This is a genomic window from Pedobacter sp. (genome assembly GCF_040513095.1).
Classification (GTDB): domain Bacteria; phylum Bacteroidota; class Bacteroidia; order Sphingobacteriales; family Sphingobacteriaceae; genus Pedobacter.
Map to the genome: position 1 here is coordinate 14,370 of NZ_JBEVDX010000023.1, position 15,031 is coordinate 29,400.

A 15,031-nucleotide genomic window follows, 5' to 3' on the forward strand; every position below is an offset into this window, starting at 1 on the left:
TTTATGCCTCAACTTTTCTGTTCTTGTTTACAATGGCTTTAATTCCCCGCAGCGGCACAATCACCCAGTCGGGCCTGTTGTTCAGTTCGTAATTCAGCTCATAAACTGCCTTTTGTAAGAGATAGGTTTGCACCAGGATCTCCAGATCTTCTTCATTATCAGGGATAAAATCCGAACCGGCCACGGTCTTCAGATATGATTTCATGAAAAATCCGCTGATGTAATGGTACCAGACCTCTACATAGGGTATCAGTCTGCCTATATCTTCGGGCCTGATCTGGTTATCAAGGAACAGGCTTCCGTAAGCAGCGTAGTGAAATGAGCGTACCATTCCAGCCACGTCTCTCAAAGCAGAATACTTTAGCCTGCGCTCACTGTAACTTCTTGCTGGTTCTCCCTCAAAATCCAGCAGCAGGAAATCTTTGCCGGTAAACAGTACCTGTCCTAAATGGTAATCTCCATGGATCCTGATCTTGGTTACATCAATTTTTTTGCTGTAGATCTTTTTGAGGATACTCAGGATCTCGTCTTTCATCTTCAGCACTTCTTCTGCTTCTTTGCGCACCTCAGGGCTCAGTCCTTTGATATTCTTATTCAGGCTCTGAAAAGCTACCCTTACAAGCGAAGTTAGCGATGAGAACAAAGATCTCTGGTAATGCAGGGAGAAATCTTCAGGTTTAAATGCGGGCAGGTCATCTGCGCCGGCAAGTGCAAGGTGCATTTCTCCGGTGCGTATACCCAGCAGGCGTACCTGCTCTGCCAGTGTACCTTCCAGCAGCTCCTTCATATCTTCCGGGATCTGCTCATAACTCAGCGGGCTTACCAGGCTTCCTTCAACGGATGAAGGCACCGGTATCATATCGTGCTGCGAAAGCAGTTTCTCGTTGTAGTCATCCAGCCGGTCCAGCATGTACGACCATCCATCGCTCGTACTGGTCACCATTTCCTGCATCATTCCAAGCACCATTGTTCCAGTGCCAAACTGCCATTCAATAGTACCAATATATCCTGGGGTATGTTCAAAATGCGCTACATTGCTCAGGTACTGGCTGATTTCAACATCAGGATTAATTGCCCGGTCTACCTTCCTGTAGATCTTCAGGTAAAACTGGTTGTCGTAGGTTATCGAAGTATTGCTTTGCTCAGCTGAAATCACCTTAGGTTTGGTACGCGGGTTTTCCAGTACGTGTTTTTTGAGCCTCTTGTTGCCCGTGAAATGGAGTTCAGATTTGCCTTGCGCAATAGATTGGTGTTGCGCCATGTGGCTGAGGATCAGCTGCTGTAATTCAATCCCGTAAATGGCATCGTACAATACACCTTCCTCTCCTTTAATATTTACAAGGGAGATGACCGACTGCGGGCAATTGTCCTGGATCTTATAAGAGAACTGGCCTTTACCAAAAGCTACCGGTAACTGATACAGGTCAGGCAGACCATCTCTGTAAGAGACTTCCATTAGCAGGATATAGGCATTATTGGGCTCCATTGGTAAAACCGCATGATCGATGATCTTCAGCTGTTCCATTCCCCTGCCCTTACCGCCAAACCAGCGGAGGTGCATCATGTAATTTGGCAGGATCTGATTCTCCAGTTCTTCTATCACTTCCCTGCTCAGCAGGTCCTTCCAGTTGTCCAGTTTGATCAGCGATAACCTGTCCTCATTTTCCATTTCGGGATGCGCCTTTTCGAGCACGAAACTCTGACAGGCGTAGGCACCCAGCGTAAAGAAATACGGCACATCTTCCTTAATTGAGGGAAAGCGGTTTCTGCTCAGAATCTCTACAGGTACAGAGCCTTTGTACGCACTAAGATCCAGCTCTGCTGCCTGCGCAAAGCGCGATAAGTTGGCAACGATCAGCATGGTCTGGTCTTCGTAGGTCCTGGTAAACACAAGCACTTTTGCGTTCTCACTCTGGATAAACCTGAGGTCACCACGACTGAATGCCTTGTATTTTTTACGGGTACTGATAATTCTTTTCATCCACCATAACAGGGAAGAAGTATTTCTCGATTGCAGGTCTACATTCACAGATTCGTAATGAAACTGCGGATCAAGGATCAGCGGTAGATACATGCGCTGAGGATTAGCCTCCGAAAATCCTGCATTGCGATCGGCATGCCACTGCATTGGCGTACGCACCCCATCGCGGTCTCCCAGATAGAAGTTATCCCCCATTCCGATTTCATCCCCGTAATAAATAACAGGCGTTCCCGGCAAACTAAACAGCAGGGTATTCATCAGCTCTATCTTTTTCCGGTTATTTTCCAGTAAAGGCGCTAACCTGTGCCTGATCCCCAGGTTGATCCTTGCCTTTGGGTCCTTCACATAAACCTTGTACATGTAGTCCCTTTCTTCATCCGTCACCATTTCCAGCGTTAACTCGTCATGGTTTCTCAGGAAGATCGCCCACTGGCAGTTTTCAGGGATTTCTGGTGTCTGGTCATAAATATCCGTTATCGGATACCTGTCTTCCATCTGCACGGCCATGAACATCCTTGGCATGAGCGGGAAGTGATAGTTCATCTGGCATTCATCGCCATCTCCGAAATAGGCTGCAGAATCTTCGGGCCACATATTTGCTTCCGCCAGCAACAGTGTTCCCGGATAACGGTCGTCAATATATTTCCTTAATTTCTTCAGGTACTCATGGGTTTCAGGCAGGTTTTCACAATTGGTCCCTTCGCGCTCAAACAGGTAAGGCACCGCATCGAGCCGGAAACCATCCACACCCATTTTGCACCAGTAATCCATGATCCTGAATACTTCCTGCTGCACCAGTTCGCTGTCATAATTCAGGTCGGGCTGGTGATGGAAGAACCTGTGCCAGAAGTATTGTTTGGCTACCGGGTCCCATGTCCAGTTTGAGGTTTCATAGTCCTGGAAAATAATCCTGGCATCCTTAAACTTTGTAGGATCGTCACTCCACACGTAATAATCCCTGTAGGCTGATCCTGGCGGAGATTTTCTTGCGCGCTGAAACCATGGATGCTGGTCTGAGGTGTGGTTGATCACCAGTTCCGTAATCACTTTCAGTCCACGTTTATGTGCTTCTTTCAAAAATACTTTAAACTGCTTTATATCCCCGTAAGAAGGATTAATATGGTAGTAATCAGAAATATCGTATCCGTCATCCTTTAGCGGCGAGGGGTAAAATGGCAATAGCCAGATGGCAGTTACCCCCAGGTCTTCCAGGTATGGCAGTTTTTCCATTAACCCTTTGAAATCTCCAATACCGTCACAGTTTCCGTCGCGGAATGCTTTAATATGGAGCTCGTAAATCACTGCATCTTTATACCAGTGCAATTTACCGTCTATCTGATCTTTGTTTTCGTTCATGATATTGTTTCGTATTTGGTTATTGTTCCAGCCTGAAAATCTGTGCAGGCATCAGGTATGGGTTTAATTCTATATACTGGTATTCGCCTTGCCAATACCAGATATCTCCGCTAAGGAGATCATTTGCAATGATTTCTTTTGCGGGGTCGATATTCAGTTGTTCAAAAGGGATTTTAATCGTGGCCGCATGGGTTTGGGTCACATCCAGATTAACTGCAATCAGGAGCTTGTTTCCGGTTTGGAGATCGGTTTTGATGTAACAGATGATCTGATCGCTGCTGGTTTCTGCAAATTCAATGTTCCAGGTACTTTGCAATGCTGTATTTTGCTTCCTGATCTGGTTGATCCTGATGATGATCTCGCGGATACGGGTATACTTTGTCCAGTCCCAGTGTTTGATCTCATACTTCTCATTGTCGCCATATTCTTCTTTTTGTCCATGCGGGATATTGATCCCGAATTCATAGACAGGCCCATATAATCCGTAGTTGGAAGACAGCGTTGCCGCCAGGATGAGCCGCATGATATGCGCGTTTTCCCCGCCATTGATGAGCGCCGGGGGCAAAATATCCGGAGTATTGGGCCAGAAGTTTGGCCTGAAATAATAACGCATTTCCGTTTTGGTGAGCTCTTTCATATAGGTTTCGAGCTCATATTTTGTATTGCGCCAGGTAAAATAGGTGTAAGATTGGTTAAAGCCGGTTTTCGCTAATCTTTCCATTAGTCTTGGCCTTGTAAATGCTTCTGCAAGGAACAGCACATCAGGGTTTGTTTTCCTGACCTCAGCGATCATCCATTCCCAGAAGCGGAAGGCCTTGGTATGCGGGTTATCAATACGAAAAATCCGGACACCGGCTTTGATCCAGTAGTCTATTACACTTTTCAACTCCAGCCATAAGTTTTCCCAGTCGTCCGTTTCAAAATCAAATGGCAAAATATCCTCGTATTTTTTGGGCGGGTTTTCTGCATACTGCACAGTTCCGTCAGGCCGCCACTTAAACCATTGCGGGTGTTCCTTCACATAGGGATGGTCGGGTGCGCATTGGTATGCAATGTCCATTGCCAGTTCAATTCCCATTTTATTTGCCGCTTTGTTCAGGCGTTTGAAGTCGGTCAGTGTTCCCAGCTGGGGATGAATGGCTTTGTGGCCGCCGTTTTTGTTCCCGATTGCCCAGGGCGATCCGGGATCATCTGCAGCTGCGGTCAGCGAATTGTTTTTTCCTTTGCGGTTGAGCTCCCCGATGGGATGCACCGGGGGGAAATACAATACATCAAAACCCATTTTACTTACCATTGGCAGCAAGCGCTCCACATCCCTGAAGGTACCGTGTTTACCGGGTTCCGCAGCGGCTGATCTTGGAAAAAGCTCATACCATGCGCTGAAGGCAGCTCTTTTTCGTTCCACCGAGATCCTGAAAACTGTTGGATAAACCGTTACCGTATCTTCAGGTCTGTACTTAAACATGATCTTTGCGAGTTCTGCATTCTGTGCGATTGAAACGCCCTCCTCAGAAGAAACAAGTGTTAGCTTCGCTGCCGCAGCTGTCAACACAGGACTATCGGCACTAAGAACTGCGGCAGCATTTAACAACTCTGCCCCGATCTGGAATTCCAGAGCGATATCCTGCCCTGCCTCATACTTTTTCCTCAGGCCTTTTTTCCAGGTTGTATAATGGTCTTCCCAGCCATTGATCCAGAACTCATATTCGCCGGTGGACTCAAAAGTATAGCTAGCTTCCCAGCGGTCATTCAGGCTCATGGTCATGGGTATTTCCAGCACCTGATCTGTTTGTACGCGCTTCACAAAAACACTTGCCGCCACCTCATCGTGTCCATCCCCAAAAACATCTGCAGCGATTGTAATAGCTTCACCGATCACTGCCTTGGCAGGATATTTCCCCCCTTCTACCGAGGGGGAAACCTGCGTGATAATTACTCTTTTTTTGCCGTTGTTCAAACCCATTATCAATCGTTTTTTATTGATTCTTAAAATTTTGAAGCAGTACTACTGAGCGCCCGCCTACAGGTACTTTTGTTCCGGGAGCAAAAATCAGTGTTGTACTTACCGGAGCAGCTATAGCCGTATCAATGACAATGCGCCATTCTCCGCCGTATTCATCACCTGGCAGCTGGTATTGTATTTCTTCGTCATGTGCATTAAAGATCATGTAGAAACTGTCGTCAACTACCTTCTCACCATTGTCGTTAATTGTATTTAACCCTTTTCCGTTCAGGAAAGTGGCCACAGACTTCGCAGCGCCTTCATTCCAGTTGTGGTCTTCCATCATTGTTCCCTCGGGCAGGAACCAGGCGATATCTTCTATTCCGTTGGCCTTCACAGGCTGGCCCTTAAACCAGTTTTTCCTCGCAAAAACTGCATGTTCTGCCCTCAGGCGGATGAGGCTGCTGGTAAAATTGCGCAAATCATGGTCTGCCGCCTGCCAGTCTACCCATGAGATCTCATTATCCTGGCAATAGGAATTGTTGTTTCCCTTTTGTGTACGCCCCAGCTCATCACCGGCAAGCAGCATGGGTACACCCTGTGATAAAAACAGTGTAGTCAGGAAGTTTCTTTTTTGCTTCAGGCGCAGGGCGATAATATCCTGATTATCGGTAGGTCCTTCAGCACCACAATTCCAGGAGCGGTTGCTGCTTTCGCCATCCTGGTTGTCTTCGCCGTTGGCATCGTTATGTTTCTCATTGTATGATACCAGATCGTGCAAAGTAAAGCCGTCATGGGCAGTGATAAAATTGATACTTGCAGTTGGTTTTCTGTAATCTTTATAGAGATCTGCACTTCCTGTAATACGGTCGGCAAACTCAGGCAGCGTATTTTCGGAGCCGCTCCAGTAATCCCGGATGCAATCCCGGAACTTACCGTTCCATTCGGCCCATCCTATAGGGAATTTACCTACCTGATAGCCACCTTCCCCTATATCCCATGGTTCAGCAATCAGCTTTACCTGCGAGATCGTAGGGTCCTGGTGGATAATATCAAAAAATGCGCTCAGGCGGTTTACTTCATGCAGTTCGCGGGCCAGTGTGGCAGCCAGGTCAAAGCGGAAACCATCCACGTGCATCTCCAGTATCCAGTACCTCAGGCTATCCATTAGTAATCGCAATACATTTGGCAGGTAGGCATTAAGGGTATTTCCAGTACCTGTATAATCCATGTAAAAGCGTTTATCCTCAGTTAAGCGGTAGTACGAAGAGTTGTCAATTCCTTTGAATGACAGTGTCGGCCCCATTTCATTACCCTCTGCAGTGTGGTTATACACTACATCCAGAATAACCTCGATACCTGCTTTATGCAGTGCTTTCACCATGTTTTTAAACTCAATCACCTGCTGGCCCTGCTTTCCGCCCGAGCAGTATCTTACGTCGGGAGCAAAAAATCCCAGTGTATTGTAACCCCAGTAGTTTGTTAATCCTTTTTCCTGCAGGTGCCTGTCGGCCACAAAGTGATGTATTGGCATCAGTTCAATTGCAGTGATCCCGAGCCCTTTAAGATAATCTATTGTTACCTGGTGGCCAATTGCCGCGTAGGTGCCCCGAATCTCTTCGGGAATATCCGGATGCAGTTTCGTAAAACCTTTCACATGAGCTTCGTAAATTACAGTATTGTAGTAAGGCGTATTCGGCAGCTGATCATCTTCCCAATCAAAGTTTGGATCGATAACCACCGATTTGGGTATATAAGGTGCACTGTCTGTTTCACTGAAACTCAGGTCTTCATCAGGGTCTCCCACATTGTAGGCAAATAAAGAGTCATCCCAGTTGATAATCCCTGAAATTGCCTTTGCGTAAGGATCGAGCAGCAGTTTGTTGGAATTAAAGCGATGACCATTTTCAGGTTCAAAAGGACCTGACACCCTGAAGCCATAAAGCTGGCCCGCTGCGAGTCCCTCCACATAGATATGCCAGGTTAGATCTGTTTGTTCGGTAATACTGAACTTCATAATTTCTTTTGTCTCGTCTTCAGCATCAAACAGACAAAGCTCAACCGCAGTTGCGTTTTCGGAATATAGCGTGAAATTTACACCATTGCCATCCCATGATGAGCCGAGAGGAAATGGTTTTCCAGGAAGGGTTTTTAAATTCATTTTTTTGATTTCGTTATAAGAATGCTGACCTGAAATTGTAAAGGCTCCAAACATTTGAGGCTGGAACAATCATGGAAATTGAAGGTTTCAACTTTTTCGCGGATACGGTAACAACAGGTATTCCACGCATATTCACTGATGTAAATACTCTCTGATAAAATATAACCGCAGTAATACTGGTGATATATATGATTGTGACTGCTGTCCCCTGTCTGATTTCGTATTGGCACGATCTGTGCAAGCAGCAGGTATGAATACAGATATTTAAATAAAAATCATAATTATGAAACTATCAATTTTGCCGGCAGCGCTGTTAGCGATTGCTTTTTTATCACAAGGCTGCGTTAGTAATAAGAAGTTTACCGAATTACAATCCAACTATACCGATTTACAAAACAAGAACACTGAACTCAGTAAGAAGTACGATGAGAGTCAGCAAGGCCTTTCATCATCAACTTCAAGGGTAAAAAGCCTTGAAGAGCAAATCACCTCAGAACGTTCCAATGTTGCGGCACTACAGGCAGCACTGGATAAATGTCTGACTTCGTCAGGACAGGGAAATATGAACATCTCTAAACTGGTTGATGAGATCAATTCATCCAACAAATACATTCAGCACCTGGTGAATACCAAAAACAAGAGCGACTCGCTTAATTTGGTGCTGACCAACAACCTGACCCGTTCACTTAGTCGCGAAGAAATGCAGGATGTTGATGTGCAGGTTTTAAAAGGAGTAGTTTATATTTCACTGGCAGATAACATGCTTTACAAATCAGGAAGTTATGATATCTCCGATAAAGCTGGACAAACGTTAAGCAAAATTGCCAAGATCATTAAAGATTACAATGATTATGATGTGCTGATTGAAGGTAATACTGATGCAGTGCCAATCACCCTGCCTAATATCCGTAACAACTGGGATTTGAGTGCTTTAAGGGCGTCATCGGTTGTACAATCGCTGCAAACCACTTACGGTGTTGATCCTAAAAGGTTAACCGCTGGTGGTAGAGGTGAGTACAATCCGATAGCAGATAATACAACAGATGCAGGAAAGGCTAAAAACAGGCGCACCCAGATTATTATCACCCCTAAACTGGATCAGTTTATGGACCTGATAGGTAAAGCTCCTGAAGCTAAAAAACCATAAAGATCTGAGCATCTTAAAAACAAGGCCGGTTTTGATTGCCCCTGAAGTCACACACGTTTCAAGGGCAATCAGGACCGGCCTTTTCTATACGCTTATCTGAAGCTTTTTACCAGATTCTTATTTTTATGCATCCTGATAGTTGCTGGCAGGCTGATGGGGTAAGAGGAGAACATCTTTTCAGGATCAAAAAAGGATTTTGTTCTTTGTAGCCTTGCAAGGTTCTTTCCATATGCAGCCAGCACCTGTTCTGGCTCCTCTGTGGTAAGCACGTTTGGATAACCGCCCGGAAGCGCGTGCTGAGCCAGGTCATTACTCAATTCCCTGCTCCACTTTGTATGGATATTCCGGTATACATCATCCCCGGCACTCCAGCTCGATATAATTAAAACCAGTATATGTGGTTTTCGTAAACCAAATGCAGATGAACTTTCCGGTATCCTTGCTGGCTTTCCATAAAAGTATTGTAGTAATATTGTAGATTGATCTGATGTTCTTTCTGCTCCTGCTTTCATAAGGACAGCAAGCGACTCATCAGTGAGATCCGGCAGCCAGCGAGTTTTCATATCGTTATAATTGCCCTTCGTTTCAAAAGTATCAAACTGAGACAGCAGGTCCTTATATCTCATTTGCTGCACCTTTTGGGTTAGCGGTTTCCCTTCTCTACTGAAGTCCGCAAAAAACATTTCCCCTGCATGGAGATCTCCACACCAGCAAAGTGCTACGATTACAGCACATTCTCCAGCCGGCCCCGGAACAATACCTGTGATCACCGAAAGTTCATCCGGCGCAGATTTTGCATATTCGTTACAGGCCATCATTACCCTGCCGGCTTCTGACCATGGGTAGAGAAACTGACCGGACAAGACAGGCTGTGCGTCATGCAGACGGATCTTCATCGAAACCACTACACCAAAGTTGCCCCCTCCTCCTTTGATTGCCCAAAAGAGATCAGGATTTTCTTTTTCCCCGGCATTTACCAGTCGCCCGTCGCTTAGGACAAGTTCGGCGCTGATTAAGTTATCCAGTGCCAGGCCGTACTTTGGCGTAAGCGGGCCATATCCGCCGCCCATAGTTAATGCAGCCATCCCAATGGTACTGCCTGTGCCTGTCACTGCAACCAGGTCAAACTGATCTGCTGCAGCAAGCAGATCCCCTGCGGTGGCACCACCTTCGATAGTTGCTTCTTTTTTTGCAGCATCTATTTTCACACCACGCATACGGGATAGATCGATCACAATGCCGTCTTCCGCTAGTGCCAGGCCCGACCAGTCGTGCCCGCCCCCTTTCACCGTTAACTTCCAGTGGTGTTCTCCTGCGATTTTCACTACAGAACTGATGTCTGTGGTATTTTCACATAAAGCAATCATTGCGGGAAGCTTGTTTACTGCGGCGTTCCATATTTTTACGGACTGGGCATACAGATAGTCTCCGGGTACCACTACCTCCCCCTGCAATGCTGCTTTCAGTTCAAAAAAGACCCGTTGTCGCGATAGCTGGCTCATCATATTTCAAAGCTATAGCTTTCGGCAGCGGGTTTAAATCCCCAAAATAGAGGTTAGTTTCACCATATATGGGGAGAGCAGCATGGTATTGTAGCTCTTTTTGATGAATTTATCGTAGTTTTAGGCATTATCACCTGCTATGGAATACAAGAGCTCAGCAAGAGAATTTATTATTGACGAATGGGACTGGGAATCCGAAGAAATGGATTTCATAAACAGCCTTACTGAAGAACAATGTGTGCAGCTGGTTGCCAATATGAAAAAGGCTTCGCTTTACAGTAAGGTGTTTACTATCAGCAAGTATTCAATTTTCACTTTGTTCATCACCGTGTATGCCCTGCGGTATTTTCAGCTTAATCCTTTGAGCCTGATCATACAGACGATTATCATTCCGGTTGGGATAGTTGCGGTATTTTCCTTCATCATGCTCAAGAGAGTGGAGTCCAATCCGGATTACAAAACGCTTTTCCTGGGCTGATTTGTACTAAAAAAGGGCATTACATTACTGTAACACCCTTCATTAAACAATCAATCCAAACGGTCTTAGTTCAGCTGTTTTATTAATTTTTCAGCCAGTACAGATTTTGGAACAGCACCCACTTGTTTATCTACGATTTCACCATCCTTAAAGTACAGCAATGCCGGAATGTTGCGGATGCCAAATCTTACAGATATCTCAGGGTTATTGTCAACATTTATTTTTCCTACAACGGCTCTGCCATCATATTCTTTAGCTATTTCTTCAACTACCGGGCCTACCATACGACAGGGTCCGCACCATTCTGCCCAAAAGTCGATAAGTACGGGTTTGTCTGATTTCAGCACAAGTTCCTCAAAGTTCGCATCAGTAATTTCTATAGCACTCATAATTCCTATGTTTAAATTTCTATATCAAAGATAGACAAATTCCAAATACCAGTTGCATTTTGCAACAAGTATTTATGCTAGATGTGCATGTTCTTACAATAAGATAACAATTCGGGCAGCTTAACCCCCCAAAATAGCATCTCTGCGCTGTTTCAGCTCCTGAGCATAGTTAGTTATGGTACTTGAATTGTTTGCAGTCAGCCTTTTATACACTGGGTTGCATGGCTGCCCTACTCCTTTATATTTATCCCCCCAGGCAAAAAGTTCTACAAAAACCGGTAAAAGATCGATTGCTTTATCGGTCAGGGAATACAGATACTTAGCCTTGTTCGCCGCTGATGCCGTCTTGATCAGGAAACCTTCAGCATCCAGGGCTTTGAGGCGGTCGGTCAATATATTTGAGGCAATTTTTTCTTCGGATGCTTTAAACTCACTGAAAGATGACTTGCCTTCAAATAACATATCGCGCAATATCAGCAGTGTCCATTTATCGCCGAAGATATCTAATGCATAACAAATGGAGCAATCAGACCGGAGATGATTATCCTTCATAAAAATTAATGATTTGAGTAGAAAAAATCTGGGTTTCTATTCAAATTTACGATTTAAATTTTGCTTACAGCTATTTCAGGCTGGATTGACGGTTGAAGCAGTTGTAGAATTTATTTTCCGGCAGCTTTACACTAATGAGGTTTGTTAAAATCTTATATGTTACAGGAAAGTAAAGTGTTCCATTTAATTCCCTTAAAAAAGCAGTGGTACTTAACTTTGCGTACTTATTCAGAGTTTCAAGTTTATGCAAGCAGAGACACATGCGGGCGCATCTTTATCAAAAGTTCGTTTCACAATAGCAGGGTTCGTCACCTTTACATTTATCGGTTATTTCACTATTGGTTTAGCCCTGGGCATCCTGCCGGTTTTCATCCATCAGCGCCTGGGTTACAGCACCATGGTGGCAGGGATTATTATCAGCGTGCAATATGTAACTACTTTTCTGCTGCGAGGCTATGCCGGAAGTATTGTTGACAAGAAAGGCCCTAAGCCTGCAGTTCTGCTTAGTATGATTGGTTTTTCCCTTAGTGGTATCCTGATGTTTGCTGCTTATATGTTCAGGGACATTCCGGCACTTAGCCTGGGTACGCTTGTGCTTACGCGGCTGATGACTGGCTTTGCAGAAGGCCTCATCGGTGCCAGTCCTGTCAACTGGGCTATTTTTGCTGTCGGGGATAAATATACCGGCAGGGCCATGTCTTTCAATGGTATAGCGAGCTATGGTGCATTGGCTGCCGGAGCGCCATTAGGACTGATCCTGAACAATAGTTATGGAATGGGCAGTATTGGCATCGTAATTATTGCTGTGGGTATTATTGGTTTGCTTTATGCCAAAAGCAAGACAGCCATAAGAGGTACACATACCAGCGCTCCCAGGCTTCCATTTATCCAGGTGCTCAAGACGGTCACTCCCTTTGGGATCTGCCTCGCCCTCGGTGGTCTGGGCTTTGGTACTATCTCTACATTTATCACATTGTACTATGCCTATTTAAACTGGACCGGCGCTGTCCTTTGCCTTTCAGTGTTCAGTATATTATTTATTCTTGGCCGGATCTTTTTTGCCCGTTCTATCGAAACATCCGGAGGGATGAAGACGGCAATCTGGTGTCTGGCACTGGAAACCATCGGTTTAATGATTCTCTGGCTGGCCAATGTGCCGCATGTAGCCCTTATCGGTGCCGGCATTGCAGGGCTTGGATTTTCACTGGTCTTCCCTGCCCTGGGTGTAGAAGCTGTAAAATTGGTACCTGCCTCCAACCAGGGTGCTGCTATCGGTGGTTACGGACTTTTTATCGATCTTTCTCTCGGAATTACGGGTCCTTTGGTTGGTGGAATTGCCAGCCACTTCGGCATGCTTTATATCTTTCCTTTCAGTATGGCTATGGTATTTGCAGGTCTTTTCATCGCAGTACTGATCTGGCAAAGACAGAAGCGCGAAGCAATCGCATAGTGCGGATTTTTGATGCTGAACAGAGGTTTTAGTTTGAAATTACCTTTATACCCTGTTGCAATATCAGGTATGATCAATCCAATGATCCTTCTATTCCCTGGTTAAAGGCTTTGATAAACGCATTTTTTAATATGCCTAAAAATGTTTTCCAGCCGCTGGTTTCAGGGTCGCTCACATTGCCCTTGATTTCCACTTTGGTAGCAATCGTTTTACGTTTGGGGTTTTCTACAGCTTTGCTAAAAAGACCAATGACTGCTTCTTTTGCTGCCTGGAAAAACCCGCCTTCCTTCACGTCCTTCTTCCAGTTCAGCACTTTCAGGTTCCTGATGAAAGGCTTGGCATAGCCATCTATATTTCCATTGATTAACTTGAGTTCGCTATACAGATTTAGCGATCCGCGTTCTACATCAAACTTGCCGTACGCTTTTATAAATCCATTTAGACTGGTCATATTTACTCCGGTAAGCTGCATGTTGAGGTCAAAATCAGGCACCTCTTTGAATACATTAACCATCATGTCTGCCTTCAGTTTACCACTTCCAATTGATGTCCCACGCAGTACAACCGATGAGGGTAGCCGGCCGGGTTTTTCTTCAACGTTTGCCAGGTTATGTGCTGTGAGCTGCAGACTGTCCAGATAAAGATCAACCTGCGGGCTGGCCTGACGGTCGAGATATTTGAAGGTTCCCTGGTTTACCTGGAGTTTGTTAATCGTAATGGGCATCAATGCCTTTACCGTTTCTGTCCAATGGTCCTTTGAAGGTTCTTTGGAAAGATCTGCTGTTTCTTTCAGTATATAAATGACAGGTTTGTCAAGAATAATTTCACTGACCAGTTTTCCTTTCCATACAGATTTCCACTCTATTGCTAAATCAGCATGAGCAATTTGCAGAAAGGGGAATTTGCTGGTGTCCGCCCGTTTCTTAAGCAATAAATTATCTATGACATATGCACCACGCAAGAGGCTGATATCGATATCATCCACATGGCCTCTGTAACCGGGAAGTTCATTTAGCTGTTTGTTCACGTAATTTTTGACAATGCCAGGCAGCGCGATCCGCAGCAAGACCAACAGGATTACCACGCCAATAACAATTTTCGTAGAGGTTTTTAGTGCTTTAAACATTAAGATGCGTTTTGATGAGCGAAATATGGCGTGGTACTCCTGGTTGATACCGCGAAGACTAAAGCTGTGGCAGTCGCCCGGACTGAATATCCTCTTTGGCAATTTTAGCTTTGTCTATCAGTTCAGGCACTTTCTCCCTGATTTCTTCCAACCTGGTTTTGCCCAGAACGTCTGGTTCGGTAAGAAATTTGTAAACACCGTATACCGCGGCGCTTACAATGATTGTTTTAAATAATCCCATTTTATAGCTAGTTGATGAGACGGTATAACATGCTTTAGTATGGAATGTTTAAAGTTTCCTCAATTCTTCTTCAGGTGGCATAAAATCACAAACCAGCATCTTCGATAAAGATCCCCAGCTGTTTAGCCAGTAAGTTCAGAATGGGGTTGCTCCCTTTCCAGTCGATATAAAAAGAGTCGTTTAAGATCGGGTAGATGTAGCCTAATTCCTGACCTTCCCACATCACCAGGTACTCTTCTTCTTCCTGGATCGGTGCGATAATGATGATGTCTTCCTGACTATCGGGCAATGAATAATGATAAACCTGCATACGCTTTCCTATTTCTTATGCTGCTGTCAGCAAACAATCTTTAAATGTTGCTCCATTGATCAGGAAACAAAAAGTAAACTCGTATTCCCTTACGCCAAACTGGATAAGGAACTGCGCCAGATAAGGCTCCAGTACAGAAAGAAACATATGGCAGTAATTAACGGGCTCCGCCACAATATGTTTGTTACGGTACGACTCGCTCAGCAAATTTAAATTGACCCGGATATCGCTGTCAGCCCCTACGCTAAAAAAGGGCTGATCACCATGCGACCAATTGATAGACTGACTATTCTGCACCCACTGATTGAGGTGTATATCGAGCTGTTTGTTGAATTCCTTTTGCATAACAACAACAAAAATATGCTAATATATTTAGTATATAAAATATATTATGAT

General features: G+C 44.8%; 13 protein-coding genes. 3 read left to right on the forward strand and 10 right to left on the reverse strand.

Features of this window, described 5'->3' with window-relative positions; genetic code table 11:
* Position 1: 1 nt before the first annotated feature.
* From treS to glgX, 3 genes are read right to left on the reverse strand one after another with little or no spacing between them, the layout of a single operon-like run.
* A complete protein-coding gene (treS, locus tag ABWY16_RS03450) occupies positions 2-3,337 on the reverse strand; it encodes a maltose alpha-D-glucosyltransferase (protein ID WP_353903255.1) in 3,336 nt (1,111 codons plus the stop codon).
* Between the two features lie 19 nt (positions 3,338-3,356).
* A complete protein-coding gene (locus ABWY16_RS03455; protein ID WP_353903256.1) occupies positions 3,357-5,300 on the reverse strand; it encodes an alpha-1,4-glucan--maltose-1-phosphate maltosyltransferase in 1,944 nt (647 codons plus the stop codon).
* A gap of 13 nt (positions 5,301-5,313) precedes the next feature.
* Positions 5,314-7,440: a glycogen debranching protein GlgX gene (glgX, locus tag ABWY16_RS03460; protein WP_353903257.1), complete on the reverse strand. Its 2,127-nt coding sequence runs from the start codon at positions 7,438-7,440 to the stop codon at positions 5,314-5,316.
* Positions 7,441-7,723: 283 nt separating this feature from the next.
* On the opposite strand from glgX, the gene ABWY16_RS03465 reads away from it, so the two are divergent.
* Positions 7,724-8,587: an OmpA/MotB family protein gene (locus tag ABWY16_RS03465; protein ID WP_353903258.1), complete on the forward strand. Its 864-nt coding sequence runs from the start codon at positions 7,724-7,726 to the stop codon at positions 8,585-8,587.
* A gap of 92 nt (positions 8,588-8,679) precedes the next feature.
* Here the strand turns inward: ABWY16_RS03465 and ABWY16_RS03470 are convergent, their stop codons facing one another.
* Positions 8,680-10,092, reverse strand: coding sequence for an FAD-binding oxidoreductase (locus ABWY16_RS03470; RefSeq protein ID WP_353903259.1), 1,413 nt, complete (start codon positions 10,090-10,092; stop codon positions 8,680-8,682).
* A 136-nt stretch (positions 10,093-10,228) separates the two neighbouring features.
* On the opposite strand from ABWY16_RS03470, the gene ABWY16_RS03475 reads away from it, so the two are divergent.
* Positions 10,229-10,567 (forward strand): hypothetical protein, encoded by a 339-nt coding sequence (locus tag ABWY16_RS03475; protein WP_353903260.1) that lies wholly within the window; start codon positions 10,229-10,231, stop codon positions 10,565-10,567.
* Between the two features lie 65 nt (positions 10,568-10,632).
* On the opposite strand, the gene trxA is transcribed toward ABWY16_RS03475, so the two are convergent.
* Both trxA and ABWY16_RS03485 read right to left on the reverse strand, forming a co-directional pair.
* Positions 10,633-10,956 carry a thioredoxin gene (gene trxA / locus ABWY16_RS03480; RefSeq protein ID WP_353903261.1) on the reverse strand — a complete coding sequence of 108 codons (324 nt, stop codon included), beginning with the start codon at positions 10,954-10,956 and terminating at the stop codon, positions 10,633-10,635.
* Between the two features lie 120 nt (positions 10,957-11,076).
* Entirely contained in the window at positions 11,077-11,508 is a 432-nt protein-coding gene (locus ABWY16_RS03485; protein WP_353903262.1) for a winged helix-turn-helix transcriptional regulator, read from the reverse strand.
* Positions 11,509-11,752: 244 nt separating this feature from the next.
* Between ABWY16_RS03485 and ABWY16_RS03490 the strand changes: the two genes are divergently transcribed.
* Positions 11,753-12,958 carry an MFS transporter gene (locus tag ABWY16_RS03490; protein WP_353903263.1) on the forward strand — a complete coding sequence of 402 codons (1,206 nt, stop codon included), beginning with the start codon at positions 11,753-11,755 and terminating at the stop codon, positions 12,956-12,958.
* Between the two features lie 73 nt (positions 12,959-13,031).
* Here the strand turns inward: ABWY16_RS03490 and ABWY16_RS03495 are convergent, their stop codons facing one another.
* The 4 genes from ABWY16_RS03495 to ABWY16_RS03510 form a co-directional block, all read right to left on the reverse strand.
* Complete coding sequence (locus tag ABWY16_RS03495; protein WP_353903264.1) at positions 13,032-14,084, reverse strand: DUF748 domain-containing protein; 1,053 nt, start codon at positions 14,082-14,084, stop codon at positions 13,032-13,034.
* Positions 14,085-14,142: 58 nt separating this feature from the next.
* Positions 14,143-14,325: a YtxH domain-containing protein gene (locus ABWY16_RS03500; protein ID WP_353903265.1), complete on the reverse strand. Its 183-nt coding sequence runs from the start codon at positions 14,323-14,325 to the stop codon at positions 14,143-14,145.
* Positions 14,326-14,410: 85 nt separating this feature from the next.
* Complete coding sequence (locus ABWY16_RS03505) at positions 14,411-14,635, reverse strand: hypothetical protein (protein WP_353903266.1); 225 nt, start codon at positions 14,633-14,635, stop codon at positions 14,411-14,413.
* A 15-nt stretch (positions 14,636-14,650) separates the two neighbouring features.
* A complete protein-coding gene (locus tag ABWY16_RS03510; protein WP_353903267.1) occupies positions 14,651-14,980 on the reverse strand; it encodes a hypothetical protein in 330 nt (109 codons plus the stop codon).
* Positions 14,981-15,031: the final 51 nt, after the last annotated feature.

Bases quoted from the DNA above. Each gene is read 5' to 3' on its own strand.
- ABWY16_RS03485 (WP_353903262.1), bottom strand. From the start codon at position 11,508: ATGAAGGATAATCATCTCCGGTCTGATTGCTCCATTTGTTATGCATTA.
- ABWY16_RS03510 (WP_353903267.1), bottom strand. From the start codon at position 14,980: ATGCAAAAGGAATTCAACAAACAGCTCGATATACACCTCAATCAGTGG.
- ABWY16_RS03470 (WP_353903259.1), bottom strand. From the start codon at position 10,092: ATGATGAGCCAGCTATCGCGACAACGGGTCTTTTTTGAACTGAAAGCA.
- ABWY16_RS03455 (WP_353903256.1), bottom strand. From the start codon at position 5,300: ATGGGTTTGAACAACGGCAAAAAAAGAGTAATTATCACGCAGGTTTCC.
- ABWY16_RS03465 (WP_353903258.1), top strand. From the start codon at position 7,724: ATGAAACTATCAATTTTGCCGGCAGCGCTGTTAGCGATTGCTTTTTTA.
- ABWY16_RS03505 (WP_353903266.1), bottom strand. From the start codon at position 14,635: ATGCAGGTTTATCATTATTCATTGCCCGATAGTCAGGAAGACATCATC.
- glgX (WP_353903257.1), bottom strand. From the start codon at position 7,440: ATGAATTTAAAAACCCTTCCTGGAAAACCATTTCCTCTCGGCTCATCA.
- trxA (WP_353903261.1), bottom strand. From the start codon at position 10,956: ATGAGTGCTATAGAAATTACTGATGCGAACTTTGAGGAACTTGTGCTG.
- ABWY16_RS03490 (WP_353903263.1), top strand. From the start codon at position 11,753: ATGCAAGCAGAGACACATGCGGGCGCATCTTTATCAAAAGTTCGTTTC.
- ABWY16_RS03475 (WP_353903260.1), top strand. From the start codon at position 10,229: ATGGAATACAAGAGCTCAGCAAGAGAATTTATTATTGACGAATGGGAC.
- ABWY16_RS03495 (WP_353903264.1), bottom strand. From the start codon at position 14,084: ATGTTTAAAGCACTAAAAACCTCTACGAAAATTGTTATTGGCGTGGTA.
- treS (WP_353903255.1), bottom strand. From the start codon at position 3,337: ATGAACGAAAACAAAGATCAGATAGACGGTAAATTGCACTGGTATAAA.
- ABWY16_RS03500 (WP_353903265.1), bottom strand. From the start codon at position 14,325: ATGGGATTATTTAAAACAATCATTGTAAGCGCCGCGGTATACGGTGTT.